The organism is Campylobacter sp. W0066.1 (assembly GCF_024723635.1).
Lineage (GTDB): Bacteria > Campylobacterota > Campylobacteria > Campylobacterales > Campylobacteraceae > Campylobacter_D > Campylobacter_D lari_C.
This window is the reverse complement of the sequence record NZ_JANQCW010000001.1, coordinates 21,756-46,069: the sequence shown is the minus strand read 5'-3', so window position 1 is coordinate 46,069 and position 24,314 is coordinate 21,756. Positions and strand designations below refer to the sequence as shown.

Sequence of the window (24,314 nt, the reverse complement as noted above, 5' to 3'; positions counted from 1 at the left end):
ATAAGTTTTTATGCAAACACATTATTACGAACTTTTTTTTCAAACAGACAAGGAATATTTAGATTTATTCCTTGATCTTATTTTTTCTCTAGATATAGACGCCATAGAAGAAAAAAACGATGGCATTTATATACGATCAGAAGAAGATATAGAACTCATTCAAATAGCCTTACAAAATTTTCATCAAAAATTATGTGAAAAATTTAACACTAAGATTTATTTTCATTCTACTTTAGAAAAAAAAGAAAATAAAAACTGGATAGAAGAGTATAAAAAAGGCATACAAGCTTTAACTATTGACAAAATCCATATTCACACGACTTGGCAAAAACCTATGCAAGATAAAATCAATATCATTATAGATCCTGCCCTAGCTTTTGGCTCAGGACATCATGAAAGTACTTATACTTGTATAGAATTTTTACAAAAATACACAGATGATTCCAAATTTTGTTTAGATGTAGGCTGTGGAAGTGGGATTTTAAGTATCATCATGGCAAAGCTTGGAGCTAAAGTGCAAGCTTGCGATACAGATGAGCTAGCTATAGTTGCAAGCAAGGAAAATGCAAAATTAAATCAAGTTAGCTTTGATGATATTTGGGTAGGTTCTATTAATAAAAGCTTACATAAATATGATATAGTTGTGGCAAATATCATTGCCGATATTTTAATCATACTAGAAAAAGATCTTAAAGAAAAAACCAAAGAAGGTGGAATTTTAATCTTATCTGGTATTTTAAACAAATACGAAGAAAGAATTAAAGATAAATTCAAAGATTTGACTTTGTTAGAATACAAACACAAAGGAGAGTGGTTGAGTTTAGCTTACAAAAAGGAAACAAAATAATGAATAAAAAACCAAACGAACCAAAAGATAATCCAAGCAATAATAGCTTTTTCAATAAAAACCCTATTTTTATTTTCGCTATTTTTGCCATTGTGATGATTCTTTTATTTAAAGGATTTTCAGATGATGGTAGTATGGGTATTATGGGCGGAGAAAATACTAAAAAAGTTACTTATTCTGAATTAAAAACTCTAATTGAAAATAATCAAATTGCCCAAGTTAATATAGGCCAAACCACCATAAAAGCTGTGTCTAAAGCAGGAAATATGGTATATATTACTAAAAAAGTTCCAAATGATGCTACTTTTGTGCCTTTACTTGATTCAAAAGGCGTTTCTTATGGAGCTTTTAATGAAAGTAATTGGTTTATAGATATCTTGCTTTCTTGGGTTTTACCGGTATTTATTTTCTTTGGTATATGGATGTTTTTAGCCTCTCGTATGCAAAAAAATATGGGCGGATCTATACTTGGTATAGGAAGCTCTAAAAAACTTGTAAATTCAGAAAAACCAAAAGTTAAATTCAATGATGTTGCAGGTGTTGAGGAAGCAAAAGAAGAGGTTAAAGAAATTGTTGATTTTCTAAAATATCCTGAAAGATATATCAATCTTGGAGCAAAAATTCCAAAAGGACTTTTGCTTGTAGGCCCTCCAGGTACGGGTAAAACTTTACTTGCAAAAGCAGTGGCAGGCGAAGCTGATGTACCATTTTTTAGCGTCTCAGGTTCATCTTTTATAGAAATGTTTGTGGGTGTTGGTGCTAGTAGGGTTAGAGATTTATTTGAAAATGCTAAAAAAGAAGCTCCGGCTATTGTATTTATAGATGAAATTGATGCTATAGGTAAATCCCGTGCTGCAAGTGGCATGATGGGCGGAAATGATGAAAGAGAGCAAACTTTAAATCAACTTCTAGCAGAAATGGATGGCTTTGGTACTGAAAGCTCACCAGTAATCGTACTAGCAGCGACAAACCGTCCTGAAGTACTTGATGCGGCATTACTTAGACCGGGACGTTTTGATAGACAAGTTTTAGTAGATAAGCCTGATTTTAAAGGTAGATGTGATATTTTAAAAGTTCATATGAAAGATGTTAAAATTTCGCCTGAAGTAAAGGTAGAAGATATCGCAAGATTAACAGCAGGTCTTGCGGGTGCTGATTTAGCAAATATCATTAACGAAGCAGCTTTACTTGCAGGTAGAGATTCTAAAAAACATGTAGAACAAAAAGACTTAGTTGAAGCAGTAGAAAGAGCTATAGCAGGACTTGAGAAAAAATCACGTAGAATTAATGATAAAGAGAAAAAAATCGTAACTTATCATGAATGCGGCCATGCCTTAATTGCTGAAACCACAAAAGGTGCTAAAAAAGTAAGTAAAGTTTCTGTTATACCGCGTGGTTTAGCAGCTTTAGGATATACGCTTAATACCCCTGAAGAAAATAAATTTTTAATGCAAAAACACGAGCTTTTAGCTGAAGTTGATGTACTTTTAGGTGGGCGTGCAGCTGAAGAAATTTTCATTAAAGAAATTTCAACTGGTGCAAGCAATGACCTTGAACGCGCAACTGATATCATAAAAGCTATGATTTCTATGTATGGCATGAGTGAAATCGCAGGTTTAATGGTGCTTGAAAAACAAAGAAATACTTTCTTAAGTGGTGGACAAACTATCAAAGATTATTCTGATAAAATGGCTCAAGATTTAGATGAGTATGTGAAGAAAACCTTAGATGAACGCTATGCGGGTGTAAAAGAAATTTTAAAAACTTATAGCGGTGCTATAGAAGTAATGGTACAAGCACTCTATGAAGAAGAAACTATTGATGGTGCTAAAGTAAGAGAGATTATTAAAAATTATGAAGAAGAAAATAATCTTCCAACACGCTTAGAAGAAAAAGAGCAAGAAGCTACTAAGGATAACTAATGAAAACAAATTTTATTGCAAAGGCTGGCTGGAATTTACTCATAGTTCTAGCTATAGTTTTTGCAATAGCTCAATTTATATGGGGATTTTCTTGGCTTTTGTGGTGTATTTTTATACTTTTTGTTTGTCTTTTTAGAACTAGTAAAATCGATTATATAGCAGATCCAAATACTATCATAGCTCCCATAGAAGGAAAAATAAAAAGCATTAAAACAAGCTCATATAAAGAGCTTGGCGAATGTATAGAAGTACAAATTATAAACAATATCATTCATCAAGGCAATATCATAGCTCCACTTGATATGGATATAGAAGAAACTAGGCTAAGACACGGACTTTTTTTATGTCCATTTATGAAAAATACAAATTTAATGGGTGAAAGAATGTTATTTTTAGCTCATTCTAAGAGCAAACAATGGGCATTACGTATCATTTTTGGTGCTTTAAATAGAAAAGCTCATATTGATGATTTTGGTCATCATTTAAACCATGGACAAAATATAGGTTTTATGTTTGATGGTAATGTGAGTTTATTACTTCCAAAAGATACTAGAATTTGCGTAAATGAAAATGACAAAGTACGCATTGGTGCATTGATAGGATATTTAAATCCATGAATTTTAAACTAATTTATATTTTACCTAATCTTTTTACAGCTGCTTCCATATTTTTAGGCATTATTTCAGTGATTGCTTCTATTAATCAAAACTTTGATAAAGCATTAATTTATATCATTTTATCATTAATTTGTGATGGTTTAGATGGTCGCGTTGCAAGAGCTACAAATTCAACTTCTAAATTTGGAGTTGAGTTTGACTCGCTAGCAGATCTAATAGCCTTTGGCGTAGCACCTGCCATGCTTTTTTATATGAGCATAGGTTATGAATATGGTCGTTTTGGTTCCTTGATAGCAGGCTTATTTGTAGTTTTTGGCGCTATACGCTTAGCAAGATTTAATGTCACCACAGGTACTTATGAACCTTCAGTTTTTATAGGACTTCCTATACCAACAGCAGCAGTTGTAAGCGCTTTATGGGTAAGCGCTTATTTATATTACGATTTTTTGCATGATTTTTCTTTAATGATAGTATGTATTCAAATGCTTTTAGCTTTTTTAATGGTAAGCAATATAAGATATCCAAGCTTTAAAAAAATCGATTTAAAACGTGCAAATGTTTTAAAAGTATTAATCCTTTTAGTAATCTTATTTTCAATGCTTTATTTGTATTTTTTAGAAAGTGCGTTAATCGTTGCAAGTTTATATGTGCTTTATGGAATTATACGAAGCTTTTTTACTCTAGCCCGTAAATTTAAAAAAGATTAAAATTTTATTTTCGCTTCACTTTTTGATAATATACTTTTCATTATTTTCAAAAAGGAGTAAAAAATGAATAAAAACAAATTATTCAGACAAATTCACATTTACATTAGCTTATTTTTCTTGCCACTAGCATTTTTATATGCTGTTACTGGTTTTGCCTATATAGCTGGTTATGATGGAGAAAGTGGAGCTAAAATTCAAAGTCAAAAAGTTCAAGCCATTATCCAAGAAGGTGCTGAAGCTGAATTTTTAATTGATTTTTTAAAGAAAAATAACTTAAAACTTCCTTCATCTTTAGAACCAAAACTTAACAAAAAAGGTGATGGTATAGAGCTTGGCACTATAAGCTATACTGCAAGTATTATTAAAATAGATGAAAATAACTATGAAATCATCACAAAAGAAAGAAGCTTACTTGGCAATATGATTTTGCTTCATAAAGATAAAGGTATGTGGTATTTTTCTGTGGCTGGGTTAGCTTTTGCGCTTGCTATGATAATCCTTTATATTTCAGGACTTTTAATCACTATTATAGCTATACGCAAAGACAGAGGCAAACAAATCGCAGTTTTAGGTGCTGGTTTTGTTATAACTTTAATCATAGCTTATCTTAGTGTATAAATTTAAGGTATATCTTATAAACAATAAGATATACTTTCCCTTTTAATACGGACAGATGGGTGAGTGGCTGAAACCACACCCCTGCTAAGGGTGCAGATCTTAACGGGTCTCGAGGGTTCAAATCCCTCTCTGTCCGCCACCTTATAAAATTCATTTCCTTTCATCTATTTTAATAGTTTTTATTGTTATAATTAATACTATCAAACTTAATAAATCTAAAGGCAAGCTTCACATACTATGCAAATTTATGCTTCTATTGATTTGAAATCTTTTTATGCTTCAGCTGAATGTGTTTTAAGAAATCTAGATCCTTTAACAACTAATCTTATTGTAGCAGATGAATCAAGAACAGATAAAACCATCATACTAGCAGTTTCACCTGCGCTGAAAACTTACAATATACCCGGTAGGTTAAGGCTTTTTGAGTTTAAACAAAAAATCCATTCAATCAATCAAGAAAGACTAAAACAAACTAAAAAACACCGCTTTAAAGATAAAAGTTTTGATACATTAGAACTTGAAAATGATTTAAATTTAGAACTAGATTACATCATTGCTAAACCCAGAATGGCAACTTATATAGAATTTAGCACAAAAATATACAGCATTTATTTGAAGTATTTTGATGCAAAAGATATCCATATATACTCTATTGATGAAGTTTTTATCGATCTTAGTTCTTATCTTGAAAAATACAAACTTTCAGCTTATGAGTTACTTACTAAGGTTTTACTTGATATTTCACACACAAGTAAAATCACCGCAACAGCAGGCATAGGCACAAATTTATACTTAGCTAAAATTGCTATGGATATACTTGCTAAAAGACAAAAAGTAGATGAAAATGGCTTGCTTATAGCCTTTTTAGATGAAAAATTATATAGATATAAATTATGGCAACACAAACCTTTAAAAGATTTTTGGCGTATAGGTAAAGGCATTGCCTTAAAACTTGCAGATTTAAACATTCATACTATGGGAGATCTTGCAAGATTTTCTTTAAAACACGAAGCTTTGCTTTATAAACACTTTGGTGTTAATGCTGAACTTTTGATCGATCATGCATGGGGCGTTGAAACTTGCACGATGAAAGATATTAAAAATTACAAATCACAAAATCACTCTAAAGTCATGGCTAAGGTTTTACCCTTTGCATATGATAATAATCAAACAATAAAAGTTTTAAAAGAACTTGTTGATCATTTGGTGCTTGAACTTATTCAAAACAACCTTAAAACAAACCATATCACACTAGATATACAATATGATAAAAGCAATTTAGAAAATTCAAGTATTTTGGCTTCTTACAAAGGAGCTATTACTAAAGATAATTATGGAAGAACTATACCTAAAAATGCTCATGGAAGTATAAATTTAGAAAATTTTACCCATTCTCTAAAAATCATCAATAAAAAAGCCTTAGAACTTTTTTATAAAATCAGCGATAAAAACTTAAGTATTAGAAAAATCAGCCTAACTTTAAATAATATCACAGATAAAGCTCAAGAAAATTTCCAAGAACTAAATTTATTTAGTGATTTTAATGCAATTTTACAAGAAAAAAATCAACTTGAAAAAGAAGAAAAACTCCAAAAAGCAAGACTTCAAATCATGCAAAAATTTGGTAAAAAGGCTATTTTAAAAGCTTCAAGTTTAGATAATGAAACCAAAGAAATTACTTCTTTAATAGGAGGTCATAATGCATGATGATTATAAAGATATAATAGACATAAAATATCAAAAATCAAAACAATTTCCACCAATGCCAAGAGAAAAAAGAGCGGCGCAATTTGCCCCATTTTCAGTGCTAAATGGTTTTAGTAAAGCGATTTTAAAAACGCAAAAAGATATGGAAAAAGCATTAGAAAATAGCAAATATCAAGAAGAAAGCTAAGTTCTTCTTGATAAAATTTTATTTTGCATTAGAGTATTTTTCAAACTCTCCACTTTCATCGATCTCATTGCCATAAAGTTTGTGTAATTCATAGTAGTATTTTACAAATTCCTTACACTCTTCATTAAGTGGTAAAAACACCTCATCTTCTAAAACACAAAATTCATCTAAATAATTTTTAGCATCTTCTTTTAACATATAATGTCTTGCTAACTTATAATAATTTTGCATAAACACGGCCTTAAAGGCTTCATAAGCTTCCTCATCAAATTTAATGTTTAATTTCTCATTTGCAAAAGATAGCACCCCTGATTTAAACAACAATGACAAATGAATCAAACCTTCTGTATAATAAGGCTTAACCTCCTCTACTCTTTGCCAAGCAATCAATCCTATAGCCCTTTTAATAAGCTCATAAAACACAGGAAGCTTTAAATCATCTTCTTCATGTAAAAAGAAATTCACAAGCCCACCCGCAGTAGCTTTAAACTCTTCTATATTTTTAAACACACCACTTTCATTCATTTTCTTTTCGCTATCATTTGCCACAAAGAAAATATGTCCAAACTCATGACCTATGGTAGAAACTTCATAAATTCTTTTCCATAATTTTTCATTGTAAAATAAAATTTCTCTACCATAATCTAAAAATTCTTTTTCAAATACCATAGAAGAAAGCTTCATAAAAGGTTTGGTTTTAGCATTTTCATAAACATAATTTAAAAAAGCAAAGATCTTTTTGCCTGCTATATTGCTTACATACTCATCATTTGGCACTACTTGAGCAGAAAAAAGTCCCTTAAGCTCTGCTCCATAAAAAATCATAGGCATACAAATATAAAGCTGAGTTTTTTCAAGATTAAAATTTACCTCATCAAACAAAGCTTCGTCTTCTTCATCTAAATTCGCATACACCATTGCAAAGCTTTCTTTGATTTTATCTTTAAACTCATTCCCATTAAAATCACTCACATCTTCTAAGCGTATATCCCACTCAAGTGCTACTGCATGTGTGTAAGAGTCTTCATAGTATTCTAAAGGATGGCCAATTTGCAATGGGCATTTTACTTCCATCCACGCAAGCTCTGCTTCTTGCCATTTTTTAACCACTTCATTATTATCTTTTTCACAAAATGCAAATTTTAATTTTTCTATATAGTCAATATAAGCATTTTTTTCATCATCTAACGCACAATTTCTTAGTTTTTCTAAAAGTTTATCAAACTCATATTCAAGCTTTAAAACTTCATTTTCAAAAGCCTTTGCATAAGGTAAAAATCTCCAAAGTGTTCCTATTTTAACTAAAGCTCCATAGCTTCTTTCACAAATCTCACCATCTTGATTAAGTTGATAAAGCTCATTTTGTTTTAAAAACTCCAAAGCATCACTTAAATTTGGAAATTGTTCTTTTAAGATTTTATTATTTGTATCTAAAATTTGTTTACTCCAAACAAGCTCAAAAGAATTCATAACTACGCCTATATTATGCACACCCTGAACCAAAGCTAAATAAAACTCATCGAGTAAATTTTTACTCTTAATCTCATCGATTAAATCTTGGTGTTCTACTTCATAAAAGGCTCTTACTAAAGAAAAAACTTTATATTTTATTTGAGAAATTTCTTCTTCATTTAAACCTTTTTTCTCAAGTTCTTGGACTAAATTTTCCTCTTTTAAATCCACCAAACGACGCAACATTGCCAAAACATTGCTTTTTTCATTTTCAAGATTAGCTAGTTCTAAAGCTCTATCTATCAAAGGATGACTTTGATTAGTTTGAAGTATATTATAAAGACTATTGATATTTTGTTTCCTATTTTTCACAATTTTTGCTATTTGCTTAAAATCATTCATTTTTTACCTTTCTTTATTTTTAAAACTTAATTATAATGTTTTTTTTAAAACACAAGGAGAATGTATGAAAGATATGGGAGAACCTAAACTAAGAGTTATAGCTATGCCAAGCAATACAAACCCCGCTGGTAATATCTTTGGTGGTTGGATCATGTCACAAATTGACCTAGCCGGAGCCATTGCCGCAAGAGAACTCTCCCCACAAAGAGTTGTCACGGTTGCGGTAGATAAAATCATTTTTAAAGAGCCAATTTTCGTAGGTGATTTGGTATCTTGCTATGCAAAAATCATCAAAGCAGGTAATACATCCATCACTGTAGAAGTAGAAGTAGTTACTCAAAGAGCTAATGAATATGGCCGTGTGTATTGTATGCATGTAACTTCAGCTGTGGTAACTTATGTAAGCGTAGATAAAGATGGAAATAAATTTCCTATTGATGCGGATTTAAAAAGATTACACGGCTTTTAATATGTTTTATTGTATTTTTAAAAAACTTTTTATATCATCACAAAAAACTTTCTAAGGCTTATATATGCGTGGATATAAAATATTTTCTGGTTCAGCAAATGAGGAATTTGCTAAAAAAATCTCAAAATACCTTTCATTGCCTCTTAGCAATGCAGGCGTGAAGCGTTTTAGTGATGGTGAAATTAGCATTCAAATAGATGAAAGCGTGCGTGGTAAAGATGTGTTTATCATACAAAGTACTTGTGCTCCAACAAATGATAATCTAATGGAGCTTTTAATCATGACAGATGCTCTGCGTCGCTCAAGTGCAAGCTCTATCACAGCTATCATTCCTTATTTTGGCTATGCTAGACAAGATAGAAAAGCAAGTCCTAGGGTGCCTATTACTGCAAAATTAGTAGCAAATCTTATAGAATCAGCAGGAGTAGATAGAGTAGCTACCATAGACTTACATGCTGGACAAATTCAAGGCTTTTTTGATATACCTGTGGATAATCTTTACGGAAGTATTATTTTTAATGATTATATTAAAAATAAAAACTACAAAAATCCTATCATCGCAAGTCCTGACATAGGCGGTATAGCAAGAGCTAGGAGCGTAGCAAAAGCTTTAGGACTTGATATAGTTATAGTAGATAAAAGACGCGAAAAAGCTAATGAAAGCGAAGTGATGAATGTCATCGGCGATGTAAAAGATAAAGAAGTGATTTTAGTAGATGATATTATCGATACAGCAGGAACCATAGTAAAAGCTGCTGAAGTATTTAAAAGCAAAGGTGCAAAGTCAGTTATAGCTTGCTGCACTCACCCTGTGCTTAGTGGTGTAGCTTATGAAAGAATAGCTAAAGATGCATTAGATGAGCTAGTAGTAACTGACACTATACCTTTAAAACAACAAATGGATAAAATCAAAGTCCTAAGCGTAGCACCTATTTTTGGTGAGGTAATACGCAGAGTTTATCACAATGAAAGTGTAAATTCTTTATTTGTATAAATTCTTTGCAAGGCTATCCTTGCAAAGAAAGCTTATTTTCTATTTAGATTTATAATAATTTCTAATAAAAAAATTCATCAAAAAATACCACATATAATCAGCCAACATATAATGCCCGTTAAAAATATCTTGTGAAAATCTTGCATGTGCTATTTTATTTCTAATATTAAAACCATCTTTACAAAACAATAATCGCAATTCTTTTACAGTATCTTCCTCTAAAAGATTTTGTTTTTTTATTTTGCCTAATAAATTTTCTAAAGTTTCATACTCTTGTATTTGATGATTTTTTTTGTCATTCTTTATAATATCTTCGCCTATTATATGTCTTAATATAGCCTCAATGCTTACTGAAGCATATACAAAAAAGTCCATATAGTCTTTGTGTATCCCAGCACAAAACATTCTAGCTATGATTTCTTCATACCCTTTTGGAATGATATTATTATCATAAGTTAAAGAATAAAAATATTCTTTATTTGGATAAAATCTTTGTAGCAATTTTGTTTTTAAGATATTTATCCAAGGATAAGATGTCATTATATAATTATAATATTTCCTAAATAATCCAGAATTATCAATATTTTCTATCAAGTAATCTTCATCAAAGTTTATTGTTTGCCAAAAAAATAATTCTGAAAAATCTTTTTTTTCTATTTCTTTGAAATTTACTTTAAAACATGGATAAAACTTAAGAATGCAATTAAATAAATTATAATTAAAGTTTATAAAACTATCCACATTATTTTCAAATCTCTTTATTGCTTCTTGAATTTCTTTTGGAATATTAAAACATACTGGTTTAAAATTGGAGACAATTTCTTTATTATTTTCCTGTATTAGTAAATTAATTTTTGATATTTGCTCTTCGTTATTTATTTTATTGGCAAAACTTAAGGCATGTAATAGTGCCTCTCTCTTAATATTACTATATTTAATTTTATTGACTATTAATAAATTTATATCAATTATCTTTTGATAAATATTTATTTTGTTGCTTTTATCTATTAAAATCAAAACCCCATATATTCCACATATAATATATTTATGAAATTGCAAAGAATTATCTTCATTTATAGTATCTATGTGATTAGTTTTTATTTCAATAATTTCATAAAGTTTTTGTTTTATTATATTCAATTCATCCTCGGTATAAAAATTTTTATATTCTATAACTAATTTTTTAAATAAGCTTGTGAATATAAAATCCATATTTTTAGATTCTTTGCTATGTAGATAATGACTTATAATATCTTTTAATTTTTTTATATAGTTAAACTCTTCTTCTAGTTGAAATTTATAATTTAAATCAAGCGCAAACAATACTCCCTCTTTTAATTCATAAGAATTTTCTAAAAATAATTTATCTAAAAATAAAATAGTATTTTTTACGATAAGCTTAGCTGTATTAGATTTATTTGCATTTTTGTATTCTATCAATAAGAGTGTTGCTAATCTCAATTGCAATAAAGGATTTTTGATATCGTAAATTATCTCATTAAGTGGTTTTAAGTATTCTTCTTTTAGTTTTTCTCGTTTATATTTATAATTTAAATAATTAGGGTTGTAAGTATAAAAATAATATAAAAAATCAATACTATCTTTATATATTATATTTTTTTCATTTTCATTGATTTTACTTATTAATTCACTAAATAAAACTATATTTTCACAGCCATTTAAGTCTAGCTCGAGTAAATCGCTTATGAACTTTGTATCTTCCATCTTAATTCCTTAATAATGCTATATATTCGCTTTGTTTTTCGTTTAAGACTTTAAAAGTGCTTATCATGTAAGAAAATTCATCATCACTTAAACTATAAAGTTCTTTAACTAATAAATCATTTTTTGCTCTTAAGACATCATAAGCTTTTTTAGTTTTTGGAATTTCATCATCTTTTATGTTAAATTCTTGTTTTAGCTCATCAAAATGATGATTTTTATCATTATAAAGCTGTAAAAGTAAGGCATTTTTAGCTAGGGTTTTATAGATTTCATTGTTTTGAATTTCTTCATCACTTGGTTGAGGCAGAGGAATTCTTTCTAAATAGGTTTTGCTTACATTGATTTGTACCATATTTCTTATGATAAAATCAACCACTAAAGAATTTAACAAAGCCAAAACAAATAAAATCTTTTCATAAGGCACTATATCCATGCAAATTTCATCATCTTTTAAAATATATAGTTTTGGTGCATTTGCAAACATACTATGTCCAAAACCACAATTTTTTGGCAATAAAGAAGCTATCAAGGTTCTCTCATTTGTATCACTTGCAACGGCTCTATAAGCAAGTCTAAAAAATTCTCTATCGTATTTTATCAATTCAGGCTTTAGTTCTTTGCCGGTAGCTTTTTTAGCTCTTAAAAGTTCTTTGCTTTTTAAACGCTCATCAAAATGAGCCTTTTTTAAAAAATAAGTAGCTTGGCTAAAATTTGCATTAAATTGATGTATCATTTTACCTTCATATAAAGGTAAAAGCCCTTCCCTAAACTCTTCTATAAACAAATCTTTATCACTAGTCATATTTAATTCTTGTCTAAAATCTATATAATCAAAAGATAAGGTTTGAAAAGCATTATAAGATTTTTTTAAAATTTCTAAAGCTTGTTTGTCTTTTAACTCCATTAAGGCTAGGTGAGTTGGGCTTAGCTTTTTGATATCTTTTAAGCTTAGAGTTAAAATTTCATCTTTGTTTTTTAATGAGTTTATATCTGTTTTATAAAACATCGTTTTGATTTTATGATTTTTATTTGCTTGTGTGTTTTTTATTTACATAAGAGCAAATTTATATCTTGAATCCACATCAGCAAATATAGCTTGTCTATTTTCAAAACTATAAAAATACTCTAAAGTTTTATTTTCTAAAATTTCTTTTCTTAAAGTCAAGCTTCCATCTTCAAACATCAAAGCACTAGGAAGCACATAAGCTAAATTTCCATCTTGTTTTAAAAGAGAAAGATTTTTTTCTACAAAAAGACGAAATAAATTAATATCTTTTGTTAAGGAATTAGACATAAATGTGTTTTTATAATAAACATTAATTACATCTATATATGCTTTTTGCTTTTCATAATTTTGCTTTATATAATCTTTCGCTAACAAATTGTCTTGAATTTCTTTTTTCTTACTAGCGATTAAGCTTCTATAATCGCTTTTATATTGTGGAAAGAAATCATTGTCACTAAATTCTGACTTATCCCAAGGTGGATTACCTATGATGATATCAAATCCTTTAAAGACTTGATTTTCTATGATTTCAGGAAATTCTAACTCATAATTAAAGAAATTAAATTCTTTTTGATATTTGCTAATGATAGCTTTTGCTTGTTCATTTTGGCTTAAATTTTGTATATCATCTTGACTTAGGGCTTTTAGAATTTGTAATTCCTCTTTGTTAGCAAAATGAAGTGAGTTGATATAGTTTAGATATAAATTTAGCTTATCAAGTTTTGGTGTGATTTCATTTTGATAGATTTGTTTGGATTGTTTGATTTGTTCTTCGTTGGTATCTTGTAGATTATCAAGCTTTTCAAATACTTCTTGTAAAATTTCAAATTCTTGAGTAATGGAATTTGTGAAAATATTTTCTTTATTTTGCTTTATTAAATTTTCAAAATCACTTATGCTTGAGCCTACCAAAGCATTACCGCATTTTATATGATGTTCTATAAAAGAAAGCGGGGTTCCAAAGATAAAACTATCTATCCAAAGACTAAGCTTAGTAAGCTCTATACTAAATGGATTTAAATCTACTCCATAAATAATGCGTTTTAGCAAAAGTCGTTTTAAAACATCGCTTTCATCTAGCTCATAATCTTGTGTGAAATCTTTTATATGATTTGCGATATTTTCTTTTTCTTGTTCATGGAGTTGTTTTAAATTTGTAAAATGTTCAAAATCTGATAAAACAATATGCGTGATAGCATTTAAAACCGCAACTAAAAAATGCCCACTACCGCAAGCATTGTCTAGAATTTTAAATTTCAAAATGTTTTCATTGTTTAGTTTGTCTTTTAAAGCACTTTGGATTAAAAAATTAGCAATGGATTGAGGTGTATAAAAGCTTGCGCTTGCTTTTCTTGAGTTGCTAGTATTTTTTAGATAAATTTGTCCTTTTTCATAAAAAGTGTATTTTTCTAATTTTTTTGATTTTTCTAAAATTTTAAAATCATAATTATCAAAATAACACTCTATTTCTTTTGATTTTTCTTTATAGCTTACATAGTAAATATCTTCATTTGCTACTTCAAAAAAGTAAGAAAGCAAGCCTTCATAAATCGTGCCTAAATGCTCTATGCTTAAGGTTTTATAGTCTCTTTTAAAAGTTAAATTTTTATCTTTGTAGTATAATAATTTTTCTAAAATTTTCTTTAAGTCTTTATCGCTGAAAATCTTTGGTGTGCTTAAAAGAGTGGTTTTGCTCTCATCAAACAACCCGCCATTGAAAACAGGCATGTCAAAATTGCCTTTACCTTTATTATAAATTTGAAATATCATTTCTAAATCACCAAAGCCAGCACTTGAGCTTTCATCATCGCTTAAATTTTGCAATAAAGTTTTTATGCTAATTTTGCTTTTGAAGTATTTATGCTTTTCTAAGATATTTTCAAATTTATCTTCAAAATAAGCAATAAATAAAAGCCTAAACACAAAATATAAAGAATTTTCATAGATTAGCTTTAAATCAGCTTTAGTTTTGTTATAAATCTTAGAACCTATAAATTCAAATAAAGATTCATTGCCATTAGTTCCATAGATGATAGATTTTAAATCATCTTCTATTTTTATTTTTGATTCTTTATTAACTTGTAAAGATTTTTCTATGTGTTTTTCTTCTGTATAACTTGCTGAAGCAAAAATACTATAAAAATACGCAAAAGCTTGGTAGTTTTTATCTTTTATGATTTGTTCTAAATTTATCTCATAAAATACTTTGTTTGCACTAAGTGTAGAGTTATCATAAAAACGCCAAAATCTACCATTAGTTAAAAAGCCATAATTTTTCTTAAGATTACTAAGATATCTTAAAATTTGAAAATGGGGATTTTCTTTTACTTTTTTATTATCTATTTGCACATTATAGGCTTTTGACTCCATGATAATAGTGAATTCATTGCTTGATTTTTTTGTTTCTTTGTCTAAATTTTCATAATTTGCTTTTATATTTTCATCACTAAAAAGCAAAAAGTCAGGCTTTTCTAATTTACCTTGTATGATCTTTTCATCTTGTCTTATAAATTTCCAACCTAAAATGTCTAACACTTTTGATATAAATTCATCTTCAAATTGATGTTCATTATAATTTTGAAAATTTCTTTGAGTGGCGTTGTATAGACAGATTATATTATCTAAGGTTGTTTTATATGTGTTTTCATTTTTAGTAAAATTATAAATATTTGGAAAATCCACCTCTAGAGCATAGTTGGTAAAAAGATTATTATCAAGATATTTTTTAATTTCTTCATAAAAATTCATAGAACAGCCTTAGTATTTTTTAAAATGATAACAAAAAGAACTTTTTAAAATGCTAAGAAATACTATCAAGCTTTATAATGAATTTAAATTTAGAATTAATAAAAACCTTACCATCTATCTAAAAAGAAGCCTTCCTTGAAGTCCTATCAATAATAAGAAACCTTTGATGAAATTAAATTATTAAAATACTAAATTCTAATAAATTGATATATGAAAGATTAAATTTGGTGGAGACGAGGGGAATTGAACCCCTGTCCAAAAATAAAACAACCACGGCATCTACATGCTTAGCAAAGGTGAAAATTTCATCTAGCCAAACTCACCTTCCAAAATTTCAAGCTAGACTAAGACTTTAACTTCAATCAAAACTTGTCAAATTTCAATCTACACTATCGAAAATGACCAAATCCTAAGCTAGATAGCATCACTTAAAATTCAGGCTCAACTGAACTTACGCAGCTTTAGCGTAAGCAGGAGCAAATTTAACGTTGTTTGCGTTTAATTTTAATTTGAGCTTTATACGCTTTGCTCAAAGCGACATGCCACCAAGGCCACTCTACTCCTGTCGAAGCCAAGTCGTCCCCGTTATTTAGAAATTTTATCAGGAACATTTGCAATTTGAGGGTTAAATACGCTTAAAAAAGAAGCATTTTTTTCATAATCACTGCAATATCTATCAAGCTGCTCACCCACTAAAAACATCCAATCCACAAATTCATCGCTAGCAGGCCCATCAAATTTAGCTGCTTCTTGCATAATTTCCTCACAAAATGTGCAAAAATTTGCAATTTCATCTAAATTTAATCTTTTAGCAGCCCAAACCACATTGTGGATATTTTGCTCCAAGTCTTTTAAAGCTTCTTTGTATTTTGAGCTATCACTGCTTAGCTTTACTATCAAAGGCTCTAAAACATCGCAAAGACTTCTAAAAAAATACAAAAAACGCTCGATTTCTTCAAGCTCGTAATCTAACTCTAATTGCTCTAAAATTCCCATAAAAACTTCTATAATCTAAGTTTAAATGTTTATTTTAGCAAATTTTAGATAAAATTAAAATTTCTTACAAAATAAAATGGAAAAAATATGGATAGAATCGTAGAGATTGAAAAATTCTCCCCTGATGAAACTTATGAAACAAGCCTTAGACCTTCAAATTTTGACGGCTACATAGGACAAGAAAACATTAAAAAAAATTTAGAAATTTTCATCAAAGCTGCTAAAAAAAGAAATGAATGTCTAGATCATATCCTTTTTAGTGGGCCTGCAGGACTTGGTAAGACAACTTTAGCAAACATTATCTCATATGAAATGAATGCAAATATCAAAACTACCGCTGCGCCCATGATAGAAAAAAGCGGGGATTTAGCTGCGATTTTAACTAACCTTAGCGAGGGAGATATTTTATTTATCGATGAAATTCATCGCTTAAGCCCTGCCATAGAAGAAGTGCTTTACCCTGCTATGGAAGATTTTCGTCTTGATATTATCATCGGTAGTGGCCCTGCTGCACAAACAATCAAAATCGATTTACCTAAATTTACTCTAATAGGTGCTACTACAAGAGCGGGTATGCTAAGCAATCCTTTACGCGATCGCTTTGGTATGCAATTTCGCTTGGAATTTTATAAAAATGAAGAACTTGCTATCATTTTAGAAAAAGCAGCTCTAAAGCTTAATAAAACTTGTGAAAAAAAAGCTTCTTTAGAAATAGCCAAACGCAGTCGCTCAACCCCAAGGATTGCTTTAAGATTGCTTAAGCGTGTAAGAGACTTTGCTGATGTAAATGATGAAGAAATCATTAGCGAAAAAAGAGCTAAAGAAGCACTTGATTCTTTAGGGGTAAATGAGCTTGGTTTTGACGCGATGGATTTGCGGTATTTAGAGCTTTTAACTGAAGCTAAAAGAAAACCTATAGGACTTTCTAGTATAGCCGCAGCATTAAGTGAGGATGAAAACACTATAGAGGATGTGATAGAGCCATATTTACTAGCAAATGGTTATATAGAAAGAACAGCCAAAGGTCGTATTGCGAGCTTAAAAAGTTTTGATGTTTTAAAATTAAAATACAACAAGGGTTTATTTGATGAAAAGTAGTAATTTTTTCTTGATTAGTTTTATTTTAATCATTTTATTTTGGGTACTTTTTTTATTTAAACCTTTTTTGATGAATATAGCTATAGCAAGTTTAATGGCTGTTTCTACTTCTAATGTTAATGTTAAATTCTTAAATATATTCAAAGGTAAAAAAGTCGTTGCTGCAGCAGCTACTACTGCTTTTATGCTGGCTTTATTTTTTATACCTTTTGTATATGCTATTATAGAGCTAGCAAAGGCTGCAAAAGGTTTTGATATAAGCTATTTTCACAATACCATAGAATATTTTAAAAATTATTCTTTACACCTACCTGAATCTTTAAGCTTTATAGAACCCAAAATCAAAGAAGCACTAGCAAGTATTGACTTAAATTCTATCTCTAAAAATGTTTTAACCTATCTTTCAAGTGCAACTAAATTTGGCACTAAATTTCTAACTGATATGGTGTTAATTTGTGTGTTTTACTTCTTTGCTAATCTGTATGGAGCCCAACTCATTGGCTATATAAAAAGCATAGTGCCTATGAAAAAAGAAGAAACTCAAGGCATTTTAAGTGAAGTGAGCAATGTAATGTCTGTTGTGTTTTATTCTATGGTGCTAAATGCTATTTTACAAGGAGTGCTTTTTGCTATCATTACTAAATTTTATGGTTATGATGCGATTTTAATGGGGATATTATTTTGCTTTAGCTCTTTAATCCCTGTAGTAGGCGGGGCTTTAGTTTATGTGCCTGTTTCTTTATATGAATTTGCAAATAACAATCTAAGCGGCGCTTTAGTGATTTTCATTTATAGCGTGGTTATGATATCTTTTATCGCAGATACTTTAGTAAAGCCTTACATCATTAAATGGATCAATGAAAAACTTGTTCAAATTCCAACACAAATTAACGAACTTTTAATTTTCTTTGCGATGATAGCAGGAATTTCAAGTTTTGGTTTTTGGGGTATTATCCTAGGACCTGCTATTTTAACTTTCTTTATCTCTACTTTAAAATTATACGTGATTTTAAAAGAAAAGCATTTCGTATAAAGGCGATTATTTTTCAATAATCGCTAAAATTTCTTCTTCGCTTGTAAGTTTTTTATTGTATTTAATCACTAAAAATTTAGAGTTTTTATACACATCTAAAACTCCATTTATGCCTTTAATCATATTTAAATCATGTTTTGTTTCTAAAGATAAATAGACATTTTTAAAATCTGCTGGACTTTGTAAAAACAAAAGCAATACAAACCAAATTACAGACAAAGCTATCAAAATAAAAGCAAGAGTGACTAAACTAAAATGGTGTAAAAAATACCCTCCAACAACACCGCCTAAAAAGCTTCCAAAATAGCCAAAAGCATTAAACACACCCAAAGCTGCACCTTTTTCATTTACTTTGGCAAATTTACTCGCACAGCTTTGCATAATAGGCTCATGTAAATTAAATCCTATAAAAAACACTACAACACCCACCATAAACACTAAAGCATTATGCGAAAAAGCAAATATAATATAAGCAATGATAAAAAATGCCACACCTAAAAGCAATATCTCTTTACTTAAGCCTCTTTTTTCTCCTAAAGATCCCGATAAACCCATAGCTAAAAACCCAAGTACCATAGAGCTAACATAAACATGCCATAAATTCTCACTTGGGTAATTAAACTCATGTACTAAAACCAAAGGAATACTTAAAAACGCAATACTCATAAGCATTTTTTGCATACAATTAGTAAGATTCATCAAAGCTAAGTTTTTTTCTTTTAAAAGTTTTTTCAATGGAGTTTTAGTATTTTCATGTACTATTGTATGCTCTTTTGGCACAACACTAAATAAAAGCACGATACAAATTAAACTCAAAATAGCACTTAAATCAAACAAACTAGAAAGTCCAAATTTAGCACTCATTAAAGGAGAAAGCACCAAAGAAGCTGCAAAAGAAAGTCCTATAAATGAACCCATGATAGCCATAGCCTTACCGCGATTTTCTTCATTGATAAAATCACTTATCATAGCAGTAGCTACTGCTCCTATGGCCCCTGCTCCTTGTAAAAGCCTTCCAAACATCATCGTATAAATATCATCAGCATATGAACACACCAAAGAACCTATGATAAACACCACAAGTCCTATTAGCATAGTTTTTTTACGTCCTATTTTATCTGAAATGATTCCGAAAGGAACTTGCAATGCCATTTGGGTTAGAGCATACACACCCACTAAAAGCCCTACTAAAAACTCATTGGCTCCTTTTAAATTTAAAGCATATAAACTTAAAACCGGCAAAACTATAAATAATCCAAAAAATCTAGTTCCTACAATAAAAGACAAAGGTAAAACGGTTTTTAACATCTTTTCTCCTTATAAAGGATAATTTTACTATGATTTTGATAAACTTTTTTTAAAGTCAAAACAAAAAGAGTAATTTATGAAGAAAAAATTAAAAATCATTCTAGCAACTTCTAACGCACACAAAGTAGAAGAAATCAAAAAATTTTTAACTACTTGTGAAATTTATGCCTTAAATGAAATCATCACCCCTTTTGAAATCATCGAAGATGGCACAAGTTTTAAAGAGAATGCTTTAATAAAATCTAAAGCTATTTTTAATGCTTTGGGCAAAAAACAAGATGAATTTATCACCTTAAGTGATGATAGTGGTATAAGCGTAGAGGCTTTAGACAATGCACCAGGGATTTTTTCTGCAAGATACTCTCAAGAAGGCACTGATGAAGCCAATAGAAACAAGCTCATCCAAGCCTTACATGAAAAAAACTTACATCAAAGCAAAGCTTTTTACACTGCAGCCATAGCTATAAGCTCAAAATATGGACATTTTAGCACACATGGATATATGCATGGCCTTGCTATTGATATTCCAAGGGGTAATAATGGCTTTGGATATGATCCTTTATTTATCCCAAAAGGTTTTGATAAAACCTTAGGCGAATTAGATGAGCAAGTAAAATTAAAAATTTCACATCGCTCACAAGCACTAATGTTTGCTACTTATATCTTAAGAGCATTAGAAAAAATGGAGCATTAATGAAACAATTTATAAAATATATGCTTATTGCTTTTGGTGTTTATGTGATTTGGATTTTACTTTATTATAATTTTGCTTAAGATAATGATAGCTTAAAATAAAACTTGGCAATAAAAAAAGCGAACCAAATAAAAGCAAACTCATAGCCAAAACCGTAAGCAAGCCAAAATAAATCGTCGGGATAAAATTACTGCTAATCATCACTAAAAAACCTAGAATAATCGTAACACTAGTATAATAAATCGCACTTCCTATGCCTATATGCGAAGCTTTTATAGCCTCTTCTAAGCTTTTATGTTTTAATTCTTCTTTAAAACGATGAATATAATGAATCATATCATCAACCCCTATTCCTATACAAATAGCAGCTATGGTAATGCTCATAATATCAAGTGGTATATTTAAAACACCCATTAAACCAAATACTAAAGCTAAAGGTATGAGATTGGCCAAAATCGCCACAAAAGCATAAACAAAACTTCTAAAAATCACTACAAACAAAGCAAAAATCACAAGCACCACAAAGGCTAAAGTGTCAAATTGTGATGAAAAAAGACTTTGAAGCATATTGTTATACAAAGGCATAATACCACTGATTTTAACCTCTACATTATCATTTTGTAAAAGTTCTTTTAAGTCCTTTTCAAGCTGTTTTAAAAAAGTATCGCGTCTTAAATTTGGATCACTATCTAACATACGCACGCTAAATCGCAGCTCGTTATTTTCTACACTTACAAAAGGGGTTAAAACTTGCTTTTTAAAATTCTCATCTAAATTTTCATATAAAAACGCTAAGGCAAAATCATCTAAAGCCTTGCCATCATTAATGCTTTTTCCAAGCTCTAGCAAGCTTTGTAAGCTAAGCACAGAGCCTACATATTTTTGCTTACTTAAAAACTCATGAACCTTAGCAGCTATTCTTGTTTTTTCACTACTAAAAAAATACCTATCATCTTTGGCTAAATCATCAAATTCTTGTTCAAACTCATCTAAGCTTTCATTTTGTTTTGGACCTTGCTTAAATTTGACAATCACATCTAAAGGCATAGTTCCACCTAGCTCTTTATCTATAATCAACAAACCTTGTTTGATCCTAGAACTATCTTTAAAATAACTCACAAAACTATTTTCTACTTTAATTTGCAAAATTCCATACAAAGCAAAAGCCACACAAAATAAACTTATGCTATAGATAATTTTTCTATGTTTTAAACTTACATTTGCACAGAAACTTAAAAATTTCAACGAATTTTGATTAAGCTCTTTAAAATTTAAACGCGGCATTAATACCAAAATACTTGCAAAATAAATATAAGCTAAAATCAAACTCACACTGATACCAAGGCTCATCATAATACCAAGTTTGATAATAGGCTCAATATCTGAGAAAACAAAACTTAAAAACCCAACAACTGTGGTTAAAATAGCAAAAAAACTAGGACTTGCTTTATCAAGTAAGGTTGAGAGTAAAAGCTTATAAACGCTAGCTTTTGGGTGTTTGTGTAAATTTTCTATAAAATGCACGATTAAGTGTATCACAACAGAAACAGTGATAATAAGCACTAAAGCTACATAGTTTGAAGACACTACGGTAATATCAAAGCCCAAAAGTGCGAAAATCCCGCTTGAAGTAAAAAGCGAAACCACACAAATTCCCAAAGCCAAAAACACTAAACGCAAAGAGCCAAAAAACCACCAAAGCGCTATAAATAAAAGTCCTATTAAGCTAAGACCATAAATTTTTAAATCACTTTTTACATAATTAATCATATCATTAGCGATCATTTCTACACCACCAAGGTGTAAAAAGTCTCCATTTTGACTATATTTAGATACTATTTTAGTGATTTCTTCTAATCTTTTTGCACTAAATTGCCTTGAGCTTTCTTGGTGTTTTTTAATCAAGGCTCTAAAATGCTCTTTTTCATTTTCACTTTTTGCATTATCTCTTGAATTAATCAAATCATTATAAATAAGATCAGGCGCTAGATAAATCAAAATTCCTGCTGTTTTTCCATCTTTTGAAATGATATTATTTTTATAAAAGGGTTGGTTTAAAATTTCTTTTTTAGCCAGATTAATATCCACATCTTGACTAAAAATATTAGGTATATTTTGGATAAGCTCTTTTAACTCTTTACCTTTAGAACTTGCAAGTAAAGGCGCATTAGTGATAGAAAATACCTTTTGCACACCATTGATTTTTTCTAAATCAAGAGTTAAGTTTTTGATAGTTTCTAAATTTTCTTTAGTAAAAATATCTTTATTTTTAGGAGCAAAAGCAAGCATTAAAAAATTATCATTGCCATAACGTGCTGAAACTTCTCTATATAGTTTCAAACCCTCATCATGCTCTAAAAGCAAGCTTTCAGCACTTGCATCAACGCTTAAATTTTTAGCAAAAAAACTAAAAAATATACAAAATACTAAAGTAATCCCCAAAGTTAGCTTTGGGAAATTAAGAAAGATTTTTAAAATTTTACTTAGCATTATTTAGAAAAATCAACACTAGAAAGCTTTTCAAGCAAGGTTTTAAAATCACCATTTTGTAAGACATCTTTAAATTGTGAGCGATAAGTTTGTATGATACTTATACCAAAAATATCCACATCATAAATTTGCCAGTCATTATTTTTATCATAAAATTTAAAGATTACAAAATTTTCTTTGCCATCTACTATCATAGAAGTTTTTAAAAAAGCTCTTTTATTTTTTTCTTCTAAGTTAATCACTTTTAATTTTTGAGAATCATACAAAGCAAGCTTATCTGTGAAACTTTTTTTAAGATTTTTTTCAAAAGCTTTGTTAAATTCATTTTTTTCATTTTCACTTAATTTTTCATATCTTGTAGAAAGACTAAGTTTAGCCATAAGCTCATAATCAAAAATACCATCAAATAAAGCAAAGATTTTTTCCGCTGCTTTGGTTTTATCGTTTTTATTTTGATCTAAAATTTTTAAGCTCTCATCAATTTTTTCTTGCATGGTTTTAGAAATATTTTGCAAATTTAAAGCAAAAGCAAATACTACACTAAAAAGCAAAACTATGATTTTTTTCATTTTATCTCCTTATTTGATGAGTTCTTGGCGTCTTTGTTCATACGCATCGCGTATAAAAATATAATAATCTACACTATTTTGGTAAATATCATCTATTTTTTCATACTCAAAACTTAATTCATTGAGTTTTAATGCAGCATTTACACCCACACCAACCCAAAAATTCTCAATATATCCCTCAGGCACCATAAACCAATTTACAGGCAAAGCTAAGGCATCTCTTACATTATAAGGACCTAAAAGTGGAAGCACTAGGTGTGGTCCACCACCTACTCCCCATTTACCCAAAGTCGTTCCAAAATCAGCCTCATAACTTTTTAAAGGAGTTTTACTTGCACTATCTAACAACCCAAATCCAAAAATCACATTCACACAAAATCTTCCAAATTCCTCGCCGGCTTTTCTAAATTCTAAACTTAAAAGGTGATTGATAAATCTAAAAGGCGATCTTGTGGTATCAAAAGCATTTTTTACTCCTGTTCTTATAAAACTTGGAGTAACACTTTTGTAAGAAAGTGCAACCGGTCTTAAAAAATAAGTATAAAGATCATAATTAAACTTACTCATAGCTTTATTATAGGTATAAAAGCTATCTTTGACTTCTTTTTTTTGATATTCTTGTTCAAAATCTTCAAAGTCATTTGCTAAAATCAAAGTGTTAAAAAATAAACACAAACTTAGTATGTATTTTAACAAGCTTTTTCCTTTTAAAATTTCATAAATTA

19 protein-coding genes, 1 tRNA gene, 1 other RNA gene and 1 pseudogene are annotated in these 24,314 nt (G+C 29.5%); 13 read left to right on the top strand and 9 right to left on the bottom strand.

Going from position 1 to position 24,314, the window contains the following annotated elements; translation table 11 throughout:
- The first annotated feature begins 10 nt into the window (after window positions 1-10).
- The 8 genes from CAMP18497_RS00210 (at window position 11) to CAMP18497_RS00175 (ending at window position 6,605) form a co-directional block, all read left to right on the top strand.
- Window positions 11-847, top strand: coding sequence for a 50S ribosomal protein L11 methyltransferase (locus CAMP18497_RS00210; protein WP_337212051.1), 837 nt, complete (start codon window positions 11-13; stop codon window positions 845-847).
- The gene (gene ftsH, locus CAMP18497_RS00205; protein ID WP_337212050.1) at window positions 847-2,769 is read left to right on the top strand and encodes an ATP-dependent zinc metalloprotease FtsH; all 1,923 of its coding nucleotides are present in this window, start codon (window positions 847-849) and stop codon (window positions 2,767-2,769) included. Before CAMP18497_RS00210 ends, ftsH begins: the two co-directional genes overlap by 1 nt.
- Complete coding sequence (locus tag CAMP18497_RS00200) at window positions 2,769-3,386, top strand: phosphatidylserine decarboxylase (protein WP_337212049.1); 618 nt, start codon at window positions 2,769-2,771, stop codon at window positions 3,384-3,386. The genes ftsH and CAMP18497_RS00200 overlap by 1 nt, the downstream gene beginning before the upstream one ends.
- On the top strand, window positions 3,383-4,093 hold the full coding sequence (gene pssA / locus CAMP18497_RS00195; protein WP_264273933.1) for a CDP-diacylglycerol--serine O-phosphatidyltransferase: 711 nt from the start codon (window positions 3,383-3,385) through the stop codon (window positions 4,091-4,093). The genes CAMP18497_RS00200 and pssA overlap by 4 nt, the downstream gene beginning before the upstream one ends.
- A 63-nt stretch (window positions 4,094-4,156) precedes the next feature.
- On the top strand, window positions 4,157-4,711 hold the full coding sequence (locus CAMP18497_RS00190; RefSeq protein ID WP_337212048.1) for a hypothetical protein: 555 nt from the start codon (window positions 4,157-4,159) through the stop codon (window positions 4,709-4,711).
- 49 nt (window positions 4,712-4,760) lie between these two features.
- Window positions 4,761-4,850 (top strand) — tRNA-Ser (locus tag CAMP18497_RS00185).
- A 98-nt stretch (window positions 4,851-4,948) separates the two neighbouring features.
- Window positions 4,949-6,418, top strand: coding sequence for a Y-family DNA polymerase (locus tag CAMP18497_RS00180; RefSeq protein ID WP_337212047.1), 1,470 nt, complete (start codon window positions 4,949-4,951; stop codon window positions 6,416-6,418).
- Entirely contained in the window at window positions 6,411-6,605 is a 195-nt protein-coding gene (locus tag CAMP18497_RS00175) for a hypothetical protein (protein ID WP_039628870.1), read from the top strand. Before CAMP18497_RS00180 ends, CAMP18497_RS00175 begins: the two co-directional genes overlap by 8 nt.
- A gap of 18 nt (window positions 6,606-6,623) precedes the next feature.
- Here CAMP18497_RS00175 and ciaB read toward each other — a convergent pair whose 3' ends face one another.
- Window positions 6,624-8,459 (bottom strand): invasion protein CiaB, encoded by a 1,836-nt coding sequence (ciaB, locus tag CAMP18497_RS00170; protein WP_337212046.1) that lies wholly within the window; start codon window positions 8,457-8,459, stop codon window positions 6,624-6,626.
- A gap of 64 nt (window positions 8,460-8,523) precedes the next feature.
- Here ciaB and CAMP18497_RS00165 point away from each other — a divergent pair, with 64 nt between their 5' ends.
- Complete coding sequence (locus CAMP18497_RS00165) at window positions 8,524-8,928, top strand: acyl-CoA thioesterase (protein ID WP_039619080.1); 405 nt, start codon at window positions 8,524-8,526, stop codon at window positions 8,926-8,928.
- Window positions 8,929-8,992: 64 nt separating this feature from the next.
- Window positions 8,993-9,922 (top strand): ribose-phosphate pyrophosphokinase, encoded by a 930-nt coding sequence (locus CAMP18497_RS00160; protein ID WP_039619082.1) that lies wholly within the window; start codon window positions 8,993-8,995, stop codon window positions 9,920-9,922.
- Between the two features lie 39 nt (window positions 9,923-9,961).
- On the opposite strand, the gene CAMP18497_RS00155 is transcribed toward CAMP18497_RS00160, so the two are convergent.
- The 4 genes and pseudogenes from CAMP18497_RS00155 to CAMP18497_RS00140 all read right to left on the bottom strand — a co-directional run bounded on the left by CAMP18497_RS00155 (window position 9,962) and on the right by CAMP18497_RS00140 (window position 16,397).
- Window positions 9,962-11,647, bottom strand: a complete 1,686-nt coding sequence (locus tag CAMP18497_RS00155; protein WP_337212045.1) for a DUF4209 domain-containing protein — start codon at window positions 11,645-11,647, stop codon at window positions 9,962-9,964.
- 1 nt (window position 11,648) lies between these two features.
- Window positions 11,649-15,401 (bottom strand): annotated as a pseudogene (locus CAMP18497_RS00150) (Eco57I restriction-modification methylase domain-containing protein).
- Window positions 15,402-15,626: 225 nt separating this feature from the next.
- Window positions 15,627-15,985: a transfer-messenger RNA gene (gene ssrA, locus CAMP18497_RS00145) on the bottom strand.
- A gap of 1 nt (window position 15,986) precedes the next feature.
- Window positions 15,987-16,397, bottom strand: a complete 411-nt coding sequence (locus CAMP18497_RS00140) for a hypothetical protein (protein WP_039619086.1) — start codon at window positions 16,395-16,397, stop codon at window positions 15,987-15,989.
- Window positions 16,398-16,484: 87 nt separating this feature from the next.
- Here CAMP18497_RS00140 and ruvB point away from each other — a divergent pair, with 87 nt between their 5' ends.
- Both ruvB and CAMP18497_RS00130 read left to right on the top strand, forming a co-directional pair.
- Complete coding sequence (gene ruvB, locus CAMP18497_RS00135; RefSeq protein WP_039619088.1) at window positions 16,485-17,495, top strand: Holliday junction branch migration DNA helicase RuvB; 1,011 nt, start codon at window positions 16,485-16,487, stop codon at window positions 17,493-17,495.
- Window positions 17,485-18,528, top strand: a complete 1,044-nt coding sequence (locus CAMP18497_RS00130; RefSeq protein WP_263723835.1) for an AI-2E family transporter — start codon at window positions 17,485-17,487, stop codon at window positions 18,526-18,528. Before ruvB ends, CAMP18497_RS00130 begins: the two co-directional genes overlap by 11 nt.
- Window positions 18,529-18,534: 6 nt before the next feature.
- Here the strand turns inward: CAMP18497_RS00130 and CAMP18497_RS00125 are convergent, their stop codons facing one another.
- Complete coding sequence (locus CAMP18497_RS00125; protein ID WP_039619090.1) at window positions 18,535-19,836, bottom strand: MFS transporter; 1,302 nt, start codon at window positions 19,834-19,836, stop codon at window positions 18,535-18,537.
- Window positions 19,837-19,912: 76 nt separating this feature from the next.
- Between CAMP18497_RS00125 and CAMP18497_RS00120 the strand changes: the two genes are divergently transcribed.
- Window positions 19,913-20,530: a non-canonical purine NTP pyrophosphatase gene (locus tag CAMP18497_RS00120; RefSeq protein ID WP_337212044.1), complete on the top strand. Its 618-nt coding sequence runs from the start codon at window positions 19,913-19,915 to the stop codon at window positions 20,528-20,530.
- A 24-nt stretch (window positions 20,531-20,554) separates the two neighbouring features.
- Here the strand turns inward: CAMP18497_RS00120 and CAMP18497_RS00115 are convergent, their stop codons facing one another.
- The 3 genes from CAMP18497_RS00115 to CAMP18497_RS00105 are packed head-to-tail and all read right to left on the bottom strand — an operon-like array spanning window position 20,555 to window position 24,285.
- Window positions 20,555-23,020 (bottom strand): efflux RND transporter permease subunit, encoded by a 2,466-nt coding sequence (locus CAMP18497_RS00115; protein WP_337212043.1) that lies wholly within the window; start codon window positions 23,018-23,020, stop codon window positions 20,555-20,557.
- Window positions 23,020-23,589: a Tgt2/MlaC family protein gene (locus tag CAMP18497_RS00110; RefSeq protein WP_337212042.1), complete on the bottom strand. Its 570-nt coding sequence runs from the start codon at window positions 23,587-23,589 to the stop codon at window positions 23,020-23,022. The genes CAMP18497_RS00115 and CAMP18497_RS00110 overlap by 1 nt, the downstream gene beginning before the upstream one ends.
- Window positions 23,590-23,598: 9 nt before the next feature.
- The gene (locus CAMP18497_RS00105; RefSeq protein WP_337212041.1) at window positions 23,599-24,285 is read right to left on the bottom strand and encodes an MlaA family lipoprotein; all 687 of its coding nucleotides are present in this window, start codon (window positions 24,283-24,285) and stop codon (window positions 23,599-23,601) included.
- Between the last annotated feature and the right edge of the window lie 29 nt (window positions 24,286-24,314).

What these genes read in the sequence shown, in the direction of transcription:
- CAMP18497_RS00115 (WP_337212043.1), bottom strand. Translation starts at nt 23,020, where the DNA reads ATGCTAAGTAAAATTTTAAAAATCTTTCTTAATTTCCCAAAGCTAACT.
- pssA (WP_264273933.1), top strand. Translation starts at nt 3,383, where the DNA reads ATGAATTTTAAACTAATTTATATTTTACCTAATCTTTTTACAGCTGCT.
- ruvB (WP_039619088.1), top strand. Translation starts at nt 16,485, where the DNA reads ATGGATAGAATCGTAGAGATTGAAAAATTCTCCCCTGATGAAACTTAT.
- CAMP18497_RS00155 (WP_337212045.1), bottom strand. Translation starts at nt 11,647, where the DNA reads ATGGAAGATACAAAGTTCATAAGCGATTTACTCGAGCTAGACTTAAAT.
- ftsH (WP_337212050.1), top strand. Translation starts at nt 847, where the DNA reads ATGAATAAAAAACCAAACGAACCAAAAGATAATCCAAGCAATAATAGC.
- CAMP18497_RS00200 (WP_337212049.1), top strand. Translation starts at nt 2,769, where the DNA reads ATGAAAACAAATTTTATTGCAAAGGCTGGCTGGAATTTACTCATAGTT.
- CAMP18497_RS00175 (WP_039628870.1), top strand. Translation starts at nt 6,411, where the DNA reads ATGCATGATGATTATAAAGATATAATAGACATAAAATATCAAAAATCA.
- CAMP18497_RS00160 (WP_039619082.1), top strand. Translation starts at nt 8,993, where the DNA reads ATGCGTGGATATAAAATATTTTCTGGTTCAGCAAATGAGGAATTTGCT.
- CAMP18497_RS00165 (WP_039619080.1), top strand. Translation starts at nt 8,524, where the DNA reads ATGAAAGATATGGGAGAACCTAAACTAAGAGTTATAGCTATGCCAAGC.
- CAMP18497_RS00190 (WP_337212048.1), top strand. Translation starts at nt 4,157, where the DNA reads ATGAATAAAAACAAATTATTCAGACAAATTCACATTTACATTAGCTTA.
- CAMP18497_RS00180 (WP_337212047.1), top strand. Translation starts at nt 4,949, where the DNA reads ATGCAAATTTATGCTTCTATTGATTTGAAATCTTTTTATGCTTCAGCT.
- CAMP18497_RS00120 (WP_337212044.1), top strand. Translation starts at nt 19,913, where the DNA reads ATGAAGAAAAAATTAAAAATCATTCTAGCAACTTCTAACGCACACAAA.
- CAMP18497_RS00140 (WP_039619086.1), bottom strand. Translation starts at nt 16,397, where the DNA reads ATGGGAATTTTAGAGCAATTAGAGTTAGATTACGAGCTTGAAGAAATC.
- ciaB (WP_337212046.1), bottom strand. Translation starts at nt 8,459, where the DNA reads ATGAATGATTTTAAGCAAATAGCAAAAATTGTGAAAAATAGGAAACAA.
- CAMP18497_RS00210 (WP_337212051.1), top strand. Translation starts at nt 11, where the DNA reads ATGCAAACACATTATTACGAACTTTTTTTTCAAACAGACAAGGAATAT.
- CAMP18497_RS00110 (WP_337212042.1), bottom strand. Translation starts at nt 23,589, where the DNA reads ATGAAAAAAATCATAGTTTTGCTTTTTAGTGTAGTATTTGCTTTTGCT.
- CAMP18497_RS00130 (WP_263723835.1), top strand. Translation starts at nt 17,485, where the DNA reads ATGAAAAGTAGTAATTTTTTCTTGATTAGTTTTATTTTAATCATTTTA.
- CAMP18497_RS00125 (WP_039619090.1), bottom strand. Translation starts at nt 19,836, where the DNA reads ATGTTAAAAACCGTTTTACCTTTGTCTTTTATTGTAGGAACTAGATTT.